A 19,103-nucleotide genomic window follows, 5' to 3' on the forward strand; every position below is an offset into this window, starting at 1 on the left:
TATTTCATATAACAGAATAATGCGCTGAAAAACAACATCATAACAAATGCAAAAACCACAATAATGGGGAGCTTCAGGATGAATATGAAGGGTAAAACGTTACTGGCAGGATGTATTGCCTTAATGATGAGCAGCCCGGCGCTGGCGGAAGATATCAAAGTCGCCGTTGTCGGCGCGATGTCTGGTCCGGTCGCGCAGTACGGCGACCAGGAATTTACCGGTGCGGAGCAGGCCATCGCCGATATCAATGCCAAGGGCGGCATCAAGGGAAATAAGCTGGTTGCGGTAAAGTATGACGACGCCTGTGACCCGAAACAGGCTGTCGCGGTGGCGAACAAGGTTATCAATGACGGCATTAAATATGTCATCGGTCACCTGTGCTCCTCATCGACTCAACCCGCGTCTGATATCTACGAAGATGAAGGCATCCTGATGATCACCCCGGCTGCCACCGCGCCGGAGCTGACCGCGCGTGGCTATCAGTTGGTGCTGCGCACCACCGGTCTGGATTCCGATCAGGGACCGACCGCCGCGAAATACATTCTGGAAAAGGTGAAGCCGCAGCGCATCGCCATCGTCCACGACAAACAGCAGTACGGTGAAGGGCTGGCGCGCGCGGTGCAGGATGGCCTGAAAAAAGGCAACGCGAACGTGGTGTTCTTTGACGGCATTACCGCCGGAGAGAAAGACTTCTCCACGCTGGTGGCGCGTCTGAAGAAAGAGAATATCGATTTTGTGTATTACGGGGGCTATCACCCGGAAATGGGCCAGATCCTACGCCAGGCGCGTGCCGCCGGTCTGAAAACCCAGTTTATGGGGCCGGAAGGGGTGGCGAACGTCTCGCTGTCTAACATCGCCGGTGAGTCTGCGGAAGGTCTGCTGGTGACCAAGCCGAAGAACTACGATCAGGTTCCGGCGAACAAACCCATCGTGGACGCGATCAAAGCGAAGAAACAGGATCCAAGCGGCGCGTTTGTGTGGACCACCTACGCCGCGTTGCAGTCTCTGCAGGCGGGCCTGAACCAGTCCGATGATCCGGCGGAAATCGCGAAATATCTGAAAGGGAATACCGTCGAAACCGTTATGGGGCCGCTGTCATGGGATGAGAAGGGCGATCTGAAGGGCTTCGAGTTCGGGGTCTTTAACTGGCACGCTAACGGTACGGCGACCGACGCCAAATAATTTTCCCGTCGTTTTTCTACAGTATGGAACGTCCGGGAAAACGCCGAAAACCTCAATGCCGGATGACGCTTACGCTTAACCGGCCTTTGTGAACAGCGATATGCAGGCCGGGTATGGCGACGCCACCCGGCTTTTTAACGTTTCTCCCAGCCATCCTGCTGCGCGGTAAAACCCGACGCCTGCATAAACGCCGCCATCACGCCGCGGTCTTCCACGCCGACGTCCGCCATCCACCAGGAGGAGACGTTAGGGTTATCGCGTATGACTTCCTCCACAAGATACTGCCCTACGCCGCGACGACGCGTGATCTCACGCACCCGCAGGGAATCCAGCGCGCCCTGCGCTCCGCTTAGCGTCACGCGTACCGCGCCCAGCAGACGTTCATTGAAACGCGCGGCGTAAATCCGGTGCGTTTCATCTACGCTTAACGAGGCGGCGGAATATTCCGGCCAGATTTTGCCCAGATCTATCAGATCCTGATCGCTAAAGTGTTCTAATCGAACGATGGTCAGCTTCATCGACAGCATGTCCAAATCACAAAAGAGAGCGTCAGTGTACCGAAAATTTTTAGCGGGATGCTTTCACTTTTTTAATTCATTTGGCAGGTGATTAGTTTTTTGTCAGTCGCAACCTTAGCGCGAAACGTCAGAGAATGAAAAACAGGCAGGATATTCCCCTGGAAGGTAGTGATTTATTCGGCTCTTTGTCCCGTTATTTTATGCTGACAAACGCGCTTTTTTTTGTTTATCTATGGTGAAAAGCAGAATATTATCTGTTCTTAATAGACTGAAAAATAGGGGTTTTACTCTATTTTTGTCAAAAACACTGCGCTAAACCATTAATCAGACTGGTAAAAAACAGTGTAGTACAAAAAAACACAGTCTTCTTTTTACGCATACAAATAAAAAATAAGTACACTTCGTCACGAATGGGGATTCAGTATGAAACGGAATGCGAAAACAGTTATCGCAGGCGTCATTGCATTAGCGATGTCGCAGGCGGCAATGGCAGATGAGATCAAGGTTGCCGTTGTGGGCGCGATGTCCGGGCCGGTCGCCCAGTGGGGCGATATGGAATTTAACGGCGCGCGTCAGGCCATTAAAGACATCAACGCCAAAGGCGGTATCAAGGGCGACAAACTGGTGGGCGTAGAGTACGACGACGCCTGCGATCCGAAACAGGCCGTTGCGGTCGCCAACAAAATTGTCAATGACGGCATTCAGTACGTGATTGGCCATCTGTGTTCTTCTTCTACCCAACCTGCATCGGATATTTACGAGGATGAAGGCATCCTGATGATCTCCCCGGGGGCGACGAATCCGGAGCTGACCCAGCGCGGTTATGCGCACATCATGCGTACCGCCGGGCTGGACTCCTCTCAAGGGCCGACCGCGGCAAAATACATTCTGGAGAAGGTGAAGCCGCAGCGCATCGCCATCATTCACGATAAACAGCAGTACGGTGAAGGGCTGGCGCGCTCCGTACAGGACGGCCTGAAAGCGGCGAACGCCAATATTGTCTTCTTCGACGGTATTACCGCCGGTGAAAAAGATTTCTCCGCGCTGCTTGCCCGTCTGCAAAAAGAGAACATCGACTTTGTTTATTACGGCGGGTACTACCCGGAAATGGGACAAATGCTGCGACAGGCGCGTTCGGTTGGCCTGAAAACCCAGTTTATGGGGCCGGAAGGGGTCGGTAATGCGTCGCTGTCGAACATCGCCGGTGATGCCGCAGAAGGCATGCTGGTGACGATGCCGAAACGTTATGACCAGGATCCAGCCAACAAAGCGATTGTCGATGCGTTGAAAGCAGACAAAAAAGATCCAAGCGGTCCTTATGTGTGGATCACCTATGCGGCGGTGCAGTCGCTGGCAACCGCAATGGACCGTTCCGGCAGCAAAGCGCCGCTGGATCTGGTGAAAGATTTAAAAGCGAACGGTGCTGACACCGTGATTGGGCCGCTGAAATGGGATGAAAAAGGCGATCTGAAGGGATTTGAATTTGGTGTCTTTCAGTGGCACGCCGACGGTTCGTCTACCGCCGCGAAGTAATTCCTGAAGACAAGTTATCCCACCGCCCGCGCAAAACGGGCGGGTTGAGAAAGGTTACCTTATGTCCGAGCAGTTCCTCTATTTTCTGCAGCAGATGTTTAACGGCGTCACGCTGGGAAGTACCTACGCGCTGATCGCTATTGGTTACACCATGGTGTACGGCATTATTGGCATGATCAACTTCGCCCACGGCGAGGTTTACATGATCGGCAGCTATGTCTCATTCATGATCATCGCCGCGCTAATGATGATGGGTATTGATACCAGTTGGCTGCTGGTGGCGGCCGGGTTTGTCGGGGCGATCGTCATCGCCAGCGCCTACGGCTGGAGTATTGAGCGGGTGGCCTACCGGCCGGTGCGCAACTCCAAGCGCCTGATTGCGCTGATTTCCGCGATTGGGATGTCCATCTTTCTGCAAAACTACGTCAGCCTGACCCAGGGCTCGCGCGATGTCGCGCTGCCAAGCCTGTTTAACGGCCAGTGGATTGTGGGGGCCAGCGAACACTTTTCGGCCAGCATTACCACCATGCAACTGGTGATCTGGATCGTCACCTTCCTCGCCATGCTGGCATTGACCCTTTTCATCCGTTATTCCCGCATGGGACGTGCCTGCCGCGCCTGCGCCGAAGATCTGAAAATGGCCAGCCTGCTGGGGATCAACACCGACCGCGTGATTGCGCTGACCTTCGTGATCGGCGCGGCGATGGCGGCGGTGGCGGGTGTTCTGCTCGGTCAGTTCTACGGGGTGATCAACCCCTACATCGGTTTTATGGCCGGGATGAAAGCCTTCACCGCCGCAGTGCTTGGCGGGATCGGCAGTATTCCGGGGGCGATGATTGGCGGCCTGATTCTCGGCGTCGCCGAAGCGCTTTCTTCAGCTTATCTCAGTACGGAATATAAAGACGTGGTGTCGTTCGCGCTGCTGATTCTGGTGCTGCTGGTGATGCCGACCGGTATTCTGGGTCGTCCGGAGGTAGAGAAAGTATGAAACCGATGCATTTTGCAATGGCGCTGCTCTCTGCCGCCATGTTCTTTGTGCTGGCTGGCGTCTTTATGGGCGTTCAGCTGGAGCTTGACGGCACGAAGCTGGTGGTGGATATCGCTGCCGACATCCGCTGGCAGTGGGTGTTTATTGGCACCGCAGTGGTTTTTTTCTTCCAGCTTCTGCGTCCGGCGTTCCAGAAAGGGCTGAAAAGCGTTTCCGGGCCTAAGTTCATTCTGCCGGCCATTGATGGCTCAACGGTTAAACAGAAGCTGTTTCTGATTGCGCTGTTGGTGGTGGCCGTCGCGTGGCCGTTTATGGTGTCGCGCGGTACGGTGGATATCGCCACCCTGACGATGATTTACATCATCCTCGGTCTGGGACTGAACGTGGTGGTGGGACTGTCCGGGCTGTTGGTGCTGGGCTACGGCGGTTTCTACGCAATTGGCGCTTACACCTTTGCGTTGCTGAACCACTATTACGGCCTCGGTTTCTGGACCTGCCTGCCGCTGGCGGGGCTGGTGGCCGCTGCCGCCGGCTTCCTGCTCGGCTTTCCGGTGCTGCGCCTGCGCGGCGACTATCTGGCGATTGTGACCTTAGGGTTTGGCGAAATCGTCCGCATCCTGTTACTCAATAATACCGAAGTGACCGGCGGGCCGAACGGCATCAGCCAGATCCCGAAACCGACGCTGTTTGGTCTCGAGTTCAGCCGTAGCGCCCGTGAAGGCGGCTGGGATACCTTCAGCAATTTCTTCGGTGTGAAGTATGACCCGTCCGATCGCGTTATCTTCCTGTATCTGGTGGCGTTACTGCTGGTGGTGCTGAGCCTGTTTGTTATCAATCGTCTGCTGCGTATGCCGCTGGGTCGCGCGTGGGAAGCTTTGCGTGAAGATGAGATCGCCTGCCGCTCGCTGGGTCTGAGCCCAACGCGTATCAAACTGACCGCATTTACCATCAGCGCCGCGTTCGCCGGTTTCGCCGGGACGCTTTTCGCCGCGCGCCAGGGCTTTGTCAGCCCGGAATCATTCACTTTTGCCGAATCGGCGTTTGTGCTGGCAATTGTGGTATTGGGGGGAATGGGCTCGCAGTTTGCGGTGATCCTTGCGGCGGTATTGCTGGTGGTTTCGCGCGAGCTGATGCGTGATTTCAATGAATACAGCATGTTGATGCTGGGTGGTTTGATGGTGCTGATGATGATCTGGCGTCCGCAGGGCTTGCTGCCGATGACCCGTCCACAGTTGAAGCTGAAAAACGGGGAAGCGAAAGGAGAGCAGGCATGAGTCAGCCATTATTATCGGTTAACGGCCTGATGATGCGTTTCGGTGGTCTCTTGGCGGTCAACAACGTTGATCTGGAACTGCATCCCCAGGAGATTGTTTCGCTGATTGGGCCGAACGGCGCCGGGAAAACCACGGTCTTTAACTGCCTGACCGGGTTTTACAAACCGACCGGCGGTACGATCATGTTGCGCGATCAGCACCTTGAAGGGCTGCCGGGCCAGCAGATTGCCCGTATGGGCGTAGTTCGCACTTTCCAGCACGTACGTCTGTTTCGTGAAATGACGGTGATCGAGAATCTGCTGGTGGCGCAGCACCAACAGCTGAAAACCGGCGTGTTTTCCGGTCTGTTGAAGACACCCTCGTTTCGCCGGGCCCAGAGTGAAGCGCTGGACCGCGCCGCCACCTGGCTTGAGCGTATCGGTCTGTTAGAGCACGCCAACCGACAGGCCAGCAACCTGGCTTACGGCGATCAGCGTCGTCTGGAAATCGCGCGTTGCATGGTGACCCAACCGGACATTCTGATGCTCGACGAACCGGCTGCGGGGTTGAACCCGAAAGAGACGAAAGAGCTGGACGAACTGATCGCTGAGCTGCGCAATCATCACAACACCACCATCTTGCTGATTGAGCACGATATGAAGTTGGTGATGGGGATTTCTGACCGGATTTACGTGGTGAATCAGGGCACGCCGCTGGCGAACGGGACGCCGGAGCAGATTCGTAATAACCCGGACGTGATCCGCGCATACCTTGGTGAGGCCTAAGATGGAAAAAGTCATGTTGTCCTTTGACAAAGTCAGTGCCCACTACGGAAAAATCCAGGCGCTGCATGAGGTGAGCTTGCATATCAATCAGGGGGAGATCGTGACTCTGATTGGCGCTAACGGCGCAGGGAAAACCACGCTGCTCGGTACGCTGTGCGGCGACCCGCGCGCAACCAGCGGTCGGATTGTTTTTGATGACAAAGACATTACCGACTGGCAAACCGCCAAAATCATGCGTGAAGCGGTGGCGATTGTCCCGGAAGGGCGCCGCGTTTTTTCCCGTATGACGGTAGAAGAGAACCTGGCGATGGGCGGTTTTTTTGCCGAGCGAGACCAATTCCAGGAGCGCATCAAAGGGGTCTATGAACTGTTTCCGCGTCTGCACGAACGCCGTATTCAGCGAGCGGGAACCATGTCTGGCGGCGAGCAGCAAATGCTGGCGATTGGTCGCGCGCTGATGAGCCAGCCGCGCCTGCTGCTGCTGGACGAACCGTCGCTGGGACTTGCGCCTATTATCATCCAGCAGATTTTCGACACCATCGAGCAACTGCGCGAGCAGGGAATGACCATCTTCCTCGTCGAACAGAACGCTAACCAGGCGCTAAAGCTCGCTGACCGTGGATACGTGTTGGAAAACGGTCACGTCGTGCTCTCCGATACGGGCGACGCCCTGTTGGCGAATGAGGCGGTGCGCAGCGCTTACCTCGGCGGGTAACGCCTGTCATGCCCGTATGCGTGCAGCATCCGGGCTGACAACACCGTGCTCCCCAGGCAGGGTAAGGCGAAGCCGCCCCCCGGTTTTTATTCATAACACTTTTCATATTTCCATCATCCCATTGACGCCTGGCTGTCATCTTTTTGTAAATAAACGGTTATTTTTCTGTCATTCGCGCATGGCATGTTAACTCGCGAACAAAAAACGCGTGATATCGCGCATCCGGCACAACAAGAGAGATAACCGAATGACATCGTTACGACATACAGCGTTAGGCGTGGCGTTAAGCCTGGCATTCGTGGGAAATGCTATGGCCGTGACCACCATTCCGTTCTGGCATTCTATGGAAGGCGAGCTGGGGAAAGAGGTGGATTCTCTGGCGCAACGTTTTAATGCCGCCAATCCGGATTACAAAATTGTGCCGGTGTACAAAGGCAACTACGAACAGAGTCTGAGCGCGGGCATCGCCGCCTTCCGTACCGGCAACGCGCCGGCGTTGCTTCAGGTGTACGAAGTAGGCACGGCGACGATGATGGCGTCGAAGGCTATCAAGCCCGTTTATGAGGTGTTCAAAGACGCGGGTATTCATTTTGATGAATCACAGTTCGTGCCGACCGTCTCCGGTTACTACACCGATTCCAAAACCGGTCACCTGTTGTCTCAGCCGTTTAACAGCTCCACTCCGGTGTTGTATTACAACAAAGACGCCTTCCAAAAAGCCGGGTTAGACCCCGAACAACCACCAAAAACCTGGCAGGATCTGGCCGACTACACCGCGAAGCTGAAAGCGGCAGGGATGAAGTGCGGCTACGCCAGCGGCTGGCAGGGCTGGATCCAGATCGAAAACTTCAGCGCCTGGCATGGTCTGCCGGTGGCGACCAAAAACAACGGTTTTGACGGTACTGACGCGGTGCTGGAATTTAACAAGCCGGAGCAGGTGAAACACATCACCCTGTTGCAGGAACTCAATAAGAAGGGCGATTTCAGCTACTTCGGACGTAAAGACGAATCCACCGAGAAGTTCTACAACGGTGACTGCGCCATTACCACCGCTTCCTCTGGTTCGCTGGCAGACATTCGTCACTACGCCAAATTTAACTACGGCGTGGGCATGATGCCGTACGATGCCGACGTAAAAGGCGCGCCGCAGAACGCCATTATCGGCGGGGCGAGCCTGTGGGTGATGCAGGGGAAAGACAAAGAGACCTACAAAGGCGTGGCGACGTTCCTCGACTTCCTGGCGAAACCGGAAAACGCTGCTGAATGGCATCAGAAAACCGGCTATCTGCCGATCACCAAAGCTGCCTACGATCTGACCCGCGAACAGGGTTTTTATGACAAAAATCCGGGCGCGGATATCGCTACGCGTCAGATGCTGAACAAACCGCCGTTACCGTTCACCAAAGGCCTGCGTCTGGGCAATATGCCGCAAATCCGTACCATTGTGGACGAAGAGCTGGAAAGCGTATGGACCGGCAAGAAAACCCCGCAACAGGCACTGGATTCTGCGGTAGAGCGCGGAAATCAACTGCTACGCCGCTTCGAGCAGTCGACCAAATCGTAATGTGACTTGCCCGGTGGCTTCGGCTTACCGGGCCGACAAGAGTGTAAGCCGGGTAAGCCGAAGCCGCCGCCCGGCGCTGTTCAGGAAAGCCAATTTTCATGTCATCTTCTCGTCCGGTATTCCGCTCGCGCTGGCTGCCTTATCTTCTGGTCGCGCCGCAGCTGGCAATTACCCTTATTTTCTTTATCTGGCCTGCGGGCGAGGCGCTGTGGTACTCGCTGCAAAGCGTCGATCCGTTTGGGCTGTCCAGCCAGTTTGTCGGGCTGGATAACTTCGTCGCACTGTTCCATGACCGCTACTACCTCGATTCCTTCTGGACGACGGTGAAATTCAGCGCGCTGGTGACCGTCAGCGGCCTTTTGGCCTCGCTGTTTTTCGCCGCGCTGGTCGACTACGTGGTGCGCGGCAGTCGTCTGTACCAGACGCTGATGCTGCTACCTTACGCCGTCGCTCCCGCCGTCGCCGCCGTGCTGTGGATCTTTCTCTTTAACCCGGGGCGCGGGCTGATTACGCATTTTTTGGCCGAATTCGGTTATGACTGGAACCACGCCCAGAATAGCGGTCAGGCCATGTTCCTGGTGGTGTTTGCGTCGGTCTGGAAGCAAATTAGTTACAACTTCCTGTTCTTCTTCGCCGCGCTGCAGTCGATTCCCCGTTCGCTGGTGGAAGCCGCCGCCATTGACGGCGCGGGGCCGGTGCGCCGCTTCTTCAGGCTGTCGTTGCCGCTGATTGCCCCGGTGAGCTTCTTTCTGCTGGTGGTTAACCTGGTGTACGCCTTCTTCGATACCTTCCCGGTGATCGACGCCGCCACCGCCGGTGGGCCTGTGCAGGCGACCACCACGCTAATTTATAAAATTTACCGCGAAGGTTTCGCCGGGCTGGATCTGTCAGCTTCCGCCGCGCAGTCGGTGGTGCTGATGTTCCTCGTCATCATCCTCACGGTGGTGCAGTTTCGCTATGTGGAAAGTAAGGTGCGTTATCAATGATTGAGAACCGTCGCGGGCTGACGATTTTCAGCCATACCATGCTGGTTCTGGGGATTGCCGTCATCCTGTTTCCACTGTACGTGGCGTTTGTCGCGGCGACGCTGGATAACCGGGCGGTATTCGACACGCCGATGACGCTGATCCCAGGATCACACCTGATTGAAAACATGAAAAATATCTGGGTCAACGGCGTGGGCGCCAACAGCGCGCCGTTCTGGCTGATGATGCTCAACAGCTTCATCATGGCATTCGGTATTACGGTGGGCAAAATCACCGTGTCGATGCTCTCGGCCTTCGCCATCGTCTGGTTCCGCTTTCCGCTGCGTAACCTGTTCTTCTGGATGATTTTCATCACCCTGATGCTGCCGGTGGAAGTGCGTATCTTTCCCACGGTAGAGGTAATCGCCAACCTGAAGATGCTCGACAGTTACGCAGGTCTGACGTTGCCGCTGATGGCCTCGGCGACGGCCACTTTCCTGTTCCGCCAGTTCTTTATGACCCTGCCGGACGAGCTGATTGAGGCCGCGCGTATCGACGGCGCGTCGCCGATGCGTTTTTTCCGCGATATCGTGCTGCCGCTGTCAAAAACCAACCTCGCGGCGCTGTTTGTCATCACCTTTATCTACGGCTGGAACCAGTACCTGTGGCCGCTGCTGATTATCACCGACGTTAATCTTGGCACTACCGTGGCGGGTATTAAAGGCATGATCGCCACCGGCGAAGGCTCCACCCTCTGGAATCAGGTGATGGCGGCGATGTTGCTTACCCTTATCCCCCCGGTCGTTATCGTTTTAGCCATGCAGCGTGCGTTTGTGCGTGGTTTAGTGGACAGTGAGAAATAAGATGGCAGGTTTAAAACTTCAGGCAGTCACCAAAAGCTGGGATGGTAAAACCCAGGTCATTCAGCCGCTCACGCTCGACGTGGCGGACGGGGAATTTATCGTGATGGTCGGCCCGTCCGGCTGCGGCAAATCCACACTGCTGCGCATGGTGGCGGGGCTGGAGCGCGTGTCCTCTGGCGATATCTGGATCGACCGCCAGCGCGTCACCGAGATGGAGCCCAAAGATCGCGGTATCGCGATGGTGTTCCAGAACTATGCCCTCTATCCGCACATGAGCGTGGAGGAGAACATGGCCTGGGGGCTAAAAATTCGCGGGATGGGTAAAGGCCATATTGAAGCACGGGTGAAAGAGGCGGCGCGCATTCTGGAACTGGATGGTCTGCTTAAGCGCCGCCCGCGCGAGCTCTCCGGCGGCCAGCGCCAGCGCGTGGCGATGGGGCGCGCCATCGTGCGCGATCCGGCGGTGTTTCTGTTTGATGAGCCGCTCTCCAACCTCGACGCCAAACTGCGCGTGCAGATGCGCCTCGAGCTGCAACATCTGCATCGTCGCCTGAACACGACATCCCTGTATGTGACCCACGATCAGGTTGAGGCGATGACGCTTGCCCAGCGGGTGATGGTGATGAACAAAGGCATCGCCGAACAGATTGGCACGCCGGTAGAGGTGTATGAAAAACCCGCCAGCCGCTTTGTGGCGAGCTTTATCGGCAGTCCGGCAATGAACCTGCTGGACGGGCGCATCACCAGATCGGGCACGCATATTGAGCTGGAAAGTGGCATGGCGTTGCCGATTGGGGGAGACTACCGTGGTTACGCCGGGCGTAAGATGACGCTGGGTATTCGTCCGGAGCATATTGCGCTAAGCTCGCAGACGGAAGGCGGCGTGCCGCTGGTGATGGACACCCTCGAGATGCTGGGGGCTGACAATCTGGCCCACGGACGCTGGGGCGAGCAAAAGCTGGTGGTGCGCCTTACCCATCAGCAACGCCCGAAAGCAGGCAGCACGCTGTGGCTGCATCTACCAGGAAATCATTTGCATCTTTTTGACGGTGAAACAGGACAACGTGTATGAGTAACTGGCCGTATCCCCGCATCGTCGCCCACCGTGGCGGCGGTAAACTGGCGCCGGAAAACACCCTCGCAGCAATCGACGTGGGCGCCCGTTTCGGACACACCATGATTGAGTTCGACGCTAAGCTGTCAAAAGACGGCGAAATCTTTCTGCTGCACGACGATAATCTCGAGCGAACCAGCAACGGCTGGGGCGTGGCGGGTGAGCTGAACTGGCAGGATTTATTGCGTGTCGATGCGGGAAGTTGGTTCAGCGGGGAGTTTAAAGGCGAACCGCTGCCGCTGCTGGCGGATGTGGCGGACCGCTGTCGTCAACACGGTATGATGGCCAATATCGAAATCAAACCGACCACCGGCACCGGGGCGCTGACGGGAAAAGTGATTGCCCTTGCCGCGCGTGAGCTGTGGGCGGGGATGACCGCGCCATTGCTTTCATCGTTTGACATTGATGCGCTGGAGGCTGCGCAGGTTGCGGCACCGGAACTGCCCCGCGGACTGTTGCTGGACGAATGGCGCCAGGACTGGCGCGAGTTAACCACCCGCTTAGGCTGCGTGTCGATCCATCTCAATCATAAATTGCTCGATGAAGCGAGCGTGAGCAGTCTAAAAGACGCCGGGCTGCGCATCCTGGTGTACACCGTCAATAAACCCCAGCGCGCCGCTGAGTTGCTGCGCTGGGGCGTGGACTGCATCTGTACGGATGCCATTGATATCATCGGTCCGGACGTTAATTCTGCTGGTTAAGCATATCGCCGTTCTGCCGCTGGGGCAGCATCTTCTGACTGCTGCTCTGGCCGCCGCTTAGCATCCCGCCGCCGCTGTTGGGGAGCGGCTGTTCACGCATTTGGCCCTGCTGGATCCGTTGCTGATTGCTGTTTATCTGCGTTTGCAGATGCTGCTGTTGTTGTTGAGTCTGGGTTTTGAGCTGTTGGTTCAGCATCCCTTTCTGCTGGATCTGCTGCGACTGCATTTGCGTCTGCATCCGCTGCTGGCTGGGGATCTGATAACCCGGTTGGTTCGGGTTGTTCATGGTATTGATCGGCTGTGCGAAACAGGCAAACGGCAGTAGCGCTGTCAAAATGAAGAGTCGTTTCATCGTCATTCCTCCTGTGTGAGGTATCTCTTAAGTTTACGCCTTTCCCGGCGAAACGATGGTTATTTCAGAGTTATGCACCAGGCTTAGTGGGGCGTTGCCCGTTCAATTCTGGAGAATAACGATGATGAAACCGACGTTTTTGCGCCGGGTAGCCATTGCTGCTCTGCTCTCAGGAAGTTGTTTTAGTGTGGTAGCCGCGCCGCCAGCGCCGCCTCCGGTCTCGTACGGCGTGGAAGAGGATGTATTCCATCCCGTTCGCGCAAAGCAGGGCATGGTGGCCTCGGTGGATGCGATGGCGACAAAGGTGGGGGTGGATATCCTCAGGCAGGGCGGTAATGCCGTCGATGCCGCTGTCGCCGTCGGCTACGCGCTGGCGGTGACCCATCCGCAGGCGGGGAACCTGGGCGGCGGCGGCTTTATGCTGCTGCGCACGAAAGAGGGTACGACCACCGCCATCGATTTTCGCGAAATGGCGCCCGCTAACGCTACGCGTGATATGTTCCTTGACGATCAGGGGAATCCCGACAGTAAAAAATCGCTGACTTCGCATCTCGCGTCCGGGACGCCAGGCACCGTGGCGGGGTTTTCACTGGCGCTGGAAAAATACGGCACGATGCCGCTGAACAAAGTGGTGCGTCCGGCTATTTCATTGGCGCAGGACGGCTTTGTGGTTAACGACGCGCTGGCGGAGGATCTGAAAACGTACGGCAGTGAAGTCATTCCCCATCATGAAAACAGCAAAGCGATTTTCTGGAAGGACGGCGAGCCGCTGAAGAAAGGCGACACGCTGGTACAGAAGAATCTGGCGAAAAGCCTGGAGATGATCGCCGAAAGCGGTCCGGATGCGTTCTATAAAGGCGCCATTGCCGATCAAATTGCCCAGGAGATGCAGAAGAACGGCGGGCTTATCACCAAAGAGGATTTAGCCAACTACAAAGCGGTGGAGCGTACGCCAATTAGCGGTGATTATCGCGGGTATCAGGTCTTCTCCATGCCGCCGCCTTCATCCGGCGGGATTCATATCGTCCAAATCCTCAACATCCTTGAAAACGTCGATATGAAAAAATATGGCTTTGGCAGCGCAGACGCCATGCAAATTATGGCGGAAGCGGAAAAATACGCTTATGCCGATCGTTCGGAGTATCTGGGTGACCCGGACTTCGTGAAAGTGCCGTGGCAGGCGCTGACCAACAAAGCCTATGCCAAAACGATCGCCGAAAAGATCGATATCAACAAAGCGAAACCGTCCAGCGAAATTCGCCCCGGCAAACTCGCGCCTTATGAAAGCAATCAGACCACGCACTTCTCGGTGGTGGACAAAGACGGCAACGCAGTGGCGGTGACCTATACCCTGAATACCACCTTCGGTACTGGCATCGTGGCGGGCAATACCGGCATTCTGATGAACAACGAAATGGATGACTTCTCCGCGAAACCGGGCGTGCCAAACGTATACGGACTGGTGGGCGGCGATGCCAACGCCGTCGGGCCGAAGAAGCGCCCGTTGTCGTCGATGTCGCCAACCATTGTGGTGAAGGACGGGAAAACCTGGCTGGTGACGGGCAGCCCGGGCGGCAGCCGTATTATCACCACGGTGTTGCAGATGGTGGTCAACAGCATTGATTTTGGGATGAACGTTGCAGAGGCAACCAACGCGCCGCGCTTCCATCACCAGTGGCTACCGGATGAGCTGCGCGTGGAGAAAGGCTTTAGCCCGGATACGTTGAAGCTGCTGGAGCAAAAAGGACAAAAAGTCGTGCTGAAAGAGGCGATGGGCAGCACCCAGAGCATCATGGTTGGGCCTGATGGCGAGCTGTATGGGGCTTCCGACCCACGTTCGGTGGATGATTTAACGGCGGGGTATTAACGTGTTGCCGGGTGGCGGCTTCGCCTTACCCGGCCTGCGTTTCAGTCTTATCAGTCCCGGTAGGCGTAGCGCCACCGGGCGATGTGTCACTTTATTCTTGCCATATAATACGCGTCCACATACTCGCCGTCGCGCAGGGCGTAGCGCTTGCCGGTGCCTTCAATGTCAAAGCCATGCTTTTTATAGACCGCCACCGCTGGCGCATTATCGACAAACACCGTCAGTTCGATGCGATCTACCCGCAGCCAGTTATCGCACATATCGATCATCGTGCGAATCAACGCGCTGGCAACGCCGCGGTTTTGCCAGCGGGCGTCAACGCAGATGCCAAAATCGGCGACATGGCTGCGGCGGGGGCGCTGCGTAACCTCAATGCACAAATGCCCGACAACCTGCTCGTCAATGCAGGCGACAAGCTGTTTAATGCCCGGCTGGTCGGCCAGTCGCGCCTGCCACATTTCCATCGAGGGATGCGGAACCTGTAGCGTGTTGCGATACACCTCAGGCTGGGCGTGGATCTGACGAATCGCGTCATAATCTCTGGTTTCAGCGTGGCGTATCACTATTTCGCTCATTCTTGTCTCTCCGGTGGGGGTAAAGTCCTTTTTAACATCATTGACTTTTAAATCGCAGTCAAATGCATTTATTTGCAAAAAGTGTTGGACAACTGCGAATGAGAATGATTATTATTGCTTTGCGTTCAGGGAGACCCTTGCGGAGAACCTGAAAGCACGACATTGCTCACATTGCTTCCAGTATTACTTTAGCCAGCCTCTGCTGGCTTTTTTTTTGGGGTCTGTTTCAGCCTGGCTTACTTGTCATTTTGTCCCCGGGAAGTGCCCGTGCTCCTCACGTACATTAAGTACGCTCCGGGCCCTGCGCTCTTGCCGTGAACAAACTGACGGCGACGGCTGATTTTTTGGTTTTGCTTTTGTAGGCCGGATAAGCGCTAGCGCCATCCGGCAACGGTTTCGGGCTCTGACGTGTCGTCTTTCCCTGGTTTGCGCTAAGGTGTAGTCAATCACCTTAAAAAGGACACCTTCATGACGTTACATTGCGCATTTATTGGCTTTGGGAAAAGCACGACCCGTTATCATCTTCCTTATGTACTCAACCGTAAAGACACCTGGCACGTCGCCCATATTTACCGCCGCCGCGCGAAGCCGGAAGAACAGGCGCCGATCTATTCTCATATCCATTTCACCAGCGATCTTGATGAAGTGTTAAATGACCCACAGGTAAAACTGGTGATTGTCTGTACCCATGCCGACAGCCATTTTGAATACGCGAAGCGTGCGCTGGAAGCAGGGAAAAACGTGCTGGTCGAAAAGCCCTTCACCCCAACCCTGGCAGAGGCCAGGGTGCTGTTTGAACTGGCGAAAAGCAAAGGACTGACGGTATCGCCGTATCAGAACCGCCGCTTTGACGCCTGCTTCCTGACCGCCAAAAAAGTCATCGAAAGCGGCAAGCTGGGGGAGATTGTCGAAATCGAAAGTCATTTCGACTACTACCGACCGGTGGCGGAAACCAAACCGGGTTTGCCGCAGGACGGCTCGTTCTACGGTCTCGGCGTGCATACCATGGACCAGATTATCTCGCTGTTTGGGCGTCCGGATCACGCCGCGTATGACATCCGTAGTCTGCGCAACAAAGCGAACCCGGACGATACCTTTGAGGCGCAGCTGTTTTACGGCGACCTGAAAGCGATCGTTAAAACCAGCCATCTGGTGAAAATCGATTACCCGAAATTTATCGTTCATGGCACCAAAGGCTCGTTTATTAAATACGGCATCGACCAGCAGGAAACCAGCCTGAAGGCCAACATCATGCCGGGTGAACCGGGGTTTGCAGCCGATGAGTCGCTGGGCGTGCTGGAGTACGTCAATGATGACGGTGTGACGGTGCGCGAAGAGATCATGCCGGAGGTGGGGGACTATGGTCGCGTTTATGATGCGCTGTTCAAAACGATTACCCAGGGGGCGCCAAATTACGTCAAGGAATCTGAGGTTTTGACGAATCTTGAACTCCTGGAACGGGCGTTTGAGCAGGCGTCTCCGGCCACCATTACCCTTGCCAGATAAGGTTTACGGCTCCTCTATGCTTGTTCATATTTTTTGAACAGAGGAGTCAATTTTCACCCTCTATGATCGCAGCGCGATTGGGTCCACACTGACTCCATCGAAAACATCTGGGGGTGAACACAATGATCTACTTACGCAAAGCAAATGACCGCGGCCACGCCAATCATGGCTGGCTGGATTCCTGGCACACCTTTTCGTTTGCCGACTATTATGACCCGAACTTTATGGGCTTTTCGGCGCTGCGGGTGATTAACGATGACGTGATTGATGCGGGACAGGGGTTCGGTACCCATCCGCATAAAGACATGGAGATCCTGACCTACGTGCTGGAAGGCGCAGTAGAACACCAGGACAGCATGGGCAACAAAGAGCAGGTGCCAGCCGGTGAATTCCAGATCATGAGCGCGGGAACAGGGGTACGTCACTCTGAGTACAACCCGAGCAAAACGGATCGTCTGCGTCTTTACCAGATCTGGATCATCCCGGAAACAACCGGCATAACGCCGCGTTACGAACAGCGTCGTTTCGATGCCACGCAGGGGAAACAACTGGTGCTGTCGCCGGATGCCCGCGACGGTTCGCTGAAAGTGTATCAGGATATGGAACTGTACCGCTGGGCGCTGGTAAAAGACGAGCAGTCGGTGCATCAGATTGCCGCAGAACGCCGCGTCTGGATCCAGGTGGTGAAAGGCGAGGTGACGATAAACGGCACCAAAGCGACCACCAGCGACGGTCTGGCGATTTGGGATGAACAAGCGATCTCAATTCATGCCGACAGCGATAGTGAAGTGCTGCTGTTTGACTTACCGCCAGTATAAATCGACATCACCCTGCCCAACGAGGGCTTACAGGCCGGATGCGACGTGAAAACGTCGCTATCCGGCTTTTTTCGTGTGTCATTAATTCTTCATGTCCGTGGTAAACTGAGAAAATCTATCCCTTTTATATCTTTCAGGACGATGAAAAAGAAAAGACCCGTACTTCAGGATGTCGCCGACCGCGTAGGCGTGACCAAAATGACGGTCAGCCGCTTTTTGCGTAACCCGGAGCAGGTCTCCGTCGCGCTACGCGGCAAGATCGCCGCTGCACTTGATGAACTGGGTTACATTCCCAATCGCGCCCCTGATATTCTTTCAAACGCCACCAGCCGGGCGATCGGCGTGTTGCTGCCTTCATTAACCAACCAGGTCTTCGCAGAAGTGCTGCGCGGGATTGAGGCGGTGACGGATGCCCACGGCTACCAGACTATGCTCGCGCACTACGGCTATAAGCCGGAAATGGAACAGGAGCGCCTGGAGTCGATGCTTTCCTGGAATATCGACGGTCTGATTCTGACCGAACGTACCCATACTCCGCGCACCCTGAAAATGATAGAAGTGGCAGGCATCCCGGTGGTTGAACTGATGGACAGCCAGTCGCCGTGTCTGGACATCGCCGTCGGCTTTGACAACTTTGAAGCTGCCCGTCAGATCACAGCCGCGATTATCGCCCGCGGGCATCGTCATATCGCCTATCTTGGCGCGCGTCTCGACGAACGTACTATCATCAAACAGAAGGGGTATGAGCAGGCGATGCGGGATGCAGGCCTGGTGCCTTACAGTGTGATGGTTGAACAGTCTTCATCTTACTCGTCGGGGATCGAACTGATCCGCCAGGCGCGCCGCGAATATCCGCAGCTTGACGGGATCTTCTGTACCAACGATGACCTGGCGGTCGGGGCGGCGTTTGAATGCCAGCGCCTGGGGCTTTCAATCCCGCGTGATATGGCGATTGCCGGGTTCCACGGTCATGATATTGGACAGGTGATGGAACCGCGTCTGGCCAGCGTCCTGACGCCGCGTGAACGGATGGGCAGCATTGGCGCAGAGCGCCTGCTGGCTCGCATCCGTGGTGAAAGCGTGACGCCGAAAATGTTAGATTTAGGTTTCACCTTGTCACCGGGCGGATCTATTTAAGCCGACAAATTTGAAGTAGCTCACACTTATTCACTTCTGGCACGTTTGGACATTGCGTCCAGGTTTGTCCGGTCGGACAATGTTACCGATAACAGTTACCCGTAACAATTCCTGAACTTTGTACTGTGAGGGCACCACTTTGAGCACGACTAACCATGATCACCACGTTTACGTTCTGATGGGCGTATCGGGCAGCGGCAAATCCGCTGTCGCAAGCGAAGTGGCGCATCAACTTCATGCCGCGTTCCTTGACGGCGATTTTCTCCATCCGCGTAGCAACATTGAGAAAATGGCCTCTGGCGAACCCTTAAATGACGACGACCGTAAACCGTGGCTGCAGGCGCTGAACGACGCCGCGTTTGCTATGCAGCGTACCAACAAAGTGTCGCTGATCGTCTGTTCCGCGCTGAAAAAACACTACCGCGACATCCTGCGCGACGGTAATCCAAACCTTTCTTTTATCTACCTGAAAGGCGATTTCGACGTCATTGAAAGCCGTCTGAAGGCGCGTAAAGGCCATTTCTTCAAAACGCAGATGCTGGTGACACAATTCGACACGCTGCAGGAACCGGACGCTGACGAGAAAGACGTGCTGGTGGTGGATATCGATCAGCCGCTGGACGGTGTTGTTGCAAGCACCATCGAGGTCATTACTAAAAGGCAGTAA

General features: G+C 55.7%; 19 protein-coding genes. 16 read left to right on the top strand and 3 right to left on the bottom strand.

Features of this window, described 5'->3' with window-relative positions; genetic code table 11:
- Positions 1 to 78: 78 nt before the first annotated feature.
- Positions 79 to 1,182: a branched chain amino acid ABC transporter substrate-binding protein LivJ gene (gene livJ, locus HVX72_RS01355; RefSeq protein ID WP_120714933.1), complete on the top strand. Its 1,104-nt coding sequence runs from the start codon at positions 79 to 81 to the stop codon at positions 1,180 to 1,182.
- A gap of 134 nt (positions 1,183 to 1,316) precedes the next feature.
- Here the strand turns inward: livJ and panM are convergent, their stop codons facing one another.
- A complete protein-coding gene (gene panM / locus HVX72_RS01360; RefSeq protein WP_042286942.1) occupies positions 1,317 to 1,700 on the bottom strand; it encodes an aspartate 1-decarboxylase autocleavage activator PanM in 384 nt (127 codons plus the stop codon).
- A 423-nt stretch (positions 1,701 to 2,123) separates the two neighbouring features.
- Between panM and livK the strand changes: the two genes are divergently transcribed.
- The 10 genes from livK (at position 2,124) to ugpQ (ending at position 12,181) form a co-directional block, all read left to right on the top strand.
- Complete coding sequence (livK, locus tag HVX72_RS01365) at positions 2,124 to 3,233, top strand: high-affinity branched-chain amino acid ABC transporter substrate-binding protein LivK (protein WP_181822399.1); 1,110 nt, start codon at positions 2,124 to 2,126, stop codon at positions 3,231 to 3,233.
- A gap of 61 nt (positions 3,234 to 3,294) precedes the next feature.
- Entirely contained in the window at positions 3,295 to 4,221 is a 927-nt protein-coding gene (gene livH, locus HVX72_RS01370; RefSeq protein WP_042286511.1) for a high-affinity branched-chain amino acid ABC transporter permease LivH, read from the top strand.
- The gene (livM, locus tag HVX72_RS01375; protein ID WP_181822400.1) at positions 4,218 to 5,495 is read left to right on the top strand and encodes a branched chain amino acid ABC transporter permease LivM; all 1,278 of its coding nucleotides are present in this window, start codon (positions 4,218 to 4,220) and stop codon (positions 5,493 to 5,495) included. Before livH ends, livM begins: the two co-directional genes overlap by 4 nt.
- A complete protein-coding gene (gene livG, locus HVX72_RS01380; protein WP_042286506.1) occupies positions 5,492 to 6,259 on the top strand; it encodes a high-affinity branched-chain amino acid ABC transporter ATP-binding protein LivG in 768 nt (255 codons plus the stop codon). The genes livM and livG overlap by 4 nt, the downstream gene beginning before the upstream one ends.
- A 1-nt stretch (position 6,260) precedes the next feature.
- On the top strand, positions 6,261 to 6,974 hold the full coding sequence (gene livF / locus HVX72_RS01385; protein WP_181822401.1) for a high-affinity branched-chain amino acid ABC transporter ATP-binding protein LivF: 714 nt from the start codon (positions 6,261 to 6,263) through the stop codon (positions 6,972 to 6,974).
- 247 nt (positions 6,975 to 7,221) lie between these two features.
- Complete coding sequence (ugpB, locus tag HVX72_RS01390; protein WP_181822402.1) at positions 7,222 to 8,538, top strand: sn-glycerol-3-phosphate ABC transporter substrate-binding protein UgpB; 1,317 nt, start codon at positions 7,222 to 7,224, stop codon at positions 8,536 to 8,538.
- A 98-nt stretch (positions 8,539 to 8,636) separates the two neighbouring features.
- Entirely contained in the window at positions 8,637 to 9,524 is an 888-nt protein-coding gene (gene ugpA, locus HVX72_RS01395; protein ID WP_042286499.1) for a sn-glycerol-3-phosphate ABC transporter permease UgpA, read from the top strand.
- The gene (gene ugpE / locus HVX72_RS01400; protein ID WP_181822403.1) at positions 9,521 to 10,366 is read left to right on the top strand and encodes a sn-glycerol-3-phosphate ABC transporter permease UgpE; all 846 of its coding nucleotides are present in this window, start codon (positions 9,521 to 9,523) and stop codon (positions 10,364 to 10,366) included. The genes ugpA and ugpE overlap by 4 nt, the downstream gene beginning before the upstream one ends.
- A 1-nt stretch (position 10,367) precedes the next feature.
- Positions 10,368 to 11,438 carry a sn-glycerol-3-phosphate import ATP-binding protein UgpC gene (locus HVX72_RS01405; RefSeq protein WP_181822404.1) on the top strand — a complete coding sequence of 357 codons (1,071 nt, stop codon included), beginning with the start codon at positions 10,368 to 10,370 and terminating at the stop codon, positions 11,436 to 11,438.
- Positions 11,435 to 12,181, top strand: a complete 747-nt coding sequence (gene ugpQ / locus HVX72_RS01410) for a glycerophosphodiester phosphodiesterase (RefSeq protein WP_181822405.1) — start codon at positions 11,435 to 11,437, stop codon at positions 12,179 to 12,181. The genes HVX72_RS01405 and ugpQ overlap by 4 nt, the downstream gene beginning before the upstream one ends.
- Here ugpQ and HVX72_RS01415 read toward each other — a convergent pair.
- Positions 12,165 to 12,533 (bottom strand): DUF2756 family protein, encoded by a 369-nt coding sequence (locus HVX72_RS01415; RefSeq protein ID WP_181822406.1) that lies wholly within the window; start codon positions 12,531 to 12,533, stop codon positions 12,165 to 12,167. The genes ugpQ and HVX72_RS01415 overlap by 17 nt on opposite strands.
- Before the next feature lie 121 nt (positions 12,534 to 12,654).
- Between HVX72_RS01415 and ggt the strand changes: the two genes are divergently transcribed.
- On the top strand, positions 12,655 to 14,400 hold the full coding sequence (gene ggt, locus HVX72_RS01420; RefSeq protein WP_181822407.1) for a gamma-glutamyltransferase: 1,746 nt from the start codon (positions 12,655 to 12,657) through the stop codon (positions 14,398 to 14,400).
- An 86-nt stretch (positions 14,401 to 14,486) separates the two neighbouring features.
- On the opposite strand, the gene yhhY is transcribed toward ggt, so the two are convergent.
- Entirely contained in the window at positions 14,487 to 14,975 is a 489-nt protein-coding gene (gene yhhY / locus HVX72_RS01425; protein ID WP_181822408.1) for an N-acetyltransferase, read from the bottom strand.
- Positions 14,976 to 15,443: 468 nt separating this feature from the next.
- On the opposite strand from yhhY, the gene HVX72_RS01430 reads away from it, so the two are divergent.
- The 4 genes from HVX72_RS01430 (at position 15,444) to gntK (ending at position 19,103) form a co-directional block, all read left to right on the top strand.
- Positions 15,444 to 16,481, top strand: coding sequence for an oxidoreductase (locus tag HVX72_RS01430; protein WP_181822409.1), 1,038 nt, complete (start codon positions 15,444 to 15,446; stop codon positions 16,479 to 16,481).
- 122 nt (positions 16,482 to 16,603) lie between these two features.
- Positions 16,604 to 17,299, top strand: a complete 696-nt coding sequence (locus tag HVX72_RS01435; protein ID WP_042286476.1) for a pirin family protein — start codon at positions 16,604 to 16,606, stop codon at positions 17,297 to 17,299.
- Positions 17,300 to 17,440: 141 nt separating this feature from the next.
- Positions 17,441 to 18,436 (top strand): gluconate operon transcriptional repressor GntR, encoded by a 996-nt coding sequence (gene gntR, locus HVX72_RS01440; RefSeq protein ID WP_181822410.1) that lies wholly within the window; start codon positions 17,441 to 17,443, stop codon positions 18,434 to 18,436.
- Between the two features lie 139 nt (positions 18,437 to 18,575).
- Entirely contained in the window at positions 18,576 to 19,103 is a 528-nt protein-coding gene (gene gntK / locus HVX72_RS01445; protein ID WP_042286469.1) for a gluconokinase, read from the top strand.

The organism is Citrobacter sp. RHB21-C05, assembly GCF_013889015.1.
Taxonomy (GTDB): domain Bacteria; phylum Pseudomonadota; class Gammaproteobacteria; order Enterobacterales; family Enterobacteriaceae; genus Citrobacter_A; species Citrobacter_A sedlakii.

Excerpts from the sequence above, each read along its gene's own strand:
- ggt (WP_181822407.1), top strand. The coding sequence starts at position 12,655 with ATGATGAAACCGACGTTTTTGCGCCGGGTAGCCATTGCTGCTCTGCTC.
- HVX72_RS01435 (WP_042286476.1), top strand. The coding sequence starts at position 16,604 with ATGATCTACTTACGCAAAGCAAATGACCGCGGCCACGCCAATCATGGC.
- ugpQ (WP_181822405.1), top strand. The coding sequence starts at position 11,435 with ATGAGTAACTGGCCGTATCCCCGCATCGTCGCCCACCGTGGCGGCGGT.
- HVX72_RS01430 (WP_181822409.1), top strand. The coding sequence starts at position 15,444 with ATGACGTTACATTGCGCATTTATTGGCTTTGGGAAAAGCACGACCCGT.
- ugpB (WP_181822402.1), top strand. The coding sequence starts at position 7,222 with ATGACATCGTTACGACATACAGCGTTAGGCGTGGCGTTAAGCCTGGCA.
- ugpA (WP_042286499.1), top strand. The coding sequence starts at position 8,637 with ATGTCATCTTCTCGTCCGGTATTCCGCTCGCGCTGGCTGCCTTATCTT.
- livK (WP_181822399.1), top strand. The coding sequence starts at position 2,124 with ATGAAACGGAATGCGAAAACAGTTATCGCAGGCGTCATTGCATTAGCG.
- livF (WP_181822401.1), top strand. The coding sequence starts at position 6,261 with ATGGAAAAAGTCATGTTGTCCTTTGACAAAGTCAGTGCCCACTACGGA.
- livH (WP_042286511.1), top strand. The coding sequence starts at position 3,295 with ATGTCCGAGCAGTTCCTCTATTTTCTGCAGCAGATGTTTAACGGCGTC.
- livJ (WP_120714933.1), top strand. The coding sequence starts at position 79 with ATGAATATGAAGGGTAAAACGTTACTGGCAGGATGTATTGCCTTAATG.
- ugpE (WP_181822403.1), top strand. The coding sequence starts at position 9,521 with ATGATTGAGAACCGTCGCGGGCTGACGATTTTCAGCCATACCATGCTG.
- livM (WP_181822400.1), top strand. The coding sequence starts at position 4,218 with ATGAAACCGATGCATTTTGCAATGGCGCTGCTCTCTGCCGCCATGTTC.
- panM (WP_042286942.1), bottom strand. The coding sequence starts at position 1,700 with ATGAAGCTGACCATCGTTCGATTAGAACACTTTAGCGATCAGGATCTG.
- gntR (WP_181822410.1), top strand. The coding sequence starts at position 17,441 with ATGAAAAAGAAAAGACCCGTACTTCAGGATGTCGCCGACCGCGTAGGC.
- HVX72_RS01405 (WP_181822404.1), top strand. The coding sequence starts at position 10,368 with ATGGCAGGTTTAAAACTTCAGGCAGTCACCAAAAGCTGGGATGGTAAA.
- livG (WP_042286506.1), top strand. The coding sequence starts at position 5,492 with ATGAGTCAGCCATTATTATCGGTTAACGGCCTGATGATGCGTTTCGGT.
- HVX72_RS01415 (WP_181822406.1), bottom strand. The coding sequence starts at position 12,533 with ATGAAACGACTCTTCATTTTGACAGCGCTACTGCCGTTTGCCTGTTTC.
- yhhY (WP_181822408.1), bottom strand. The coding sequence starts at position 14,975 with ATGAGCGAAATAGTGATACGCCACGCTGAAACCAGAGATTATGACGCG.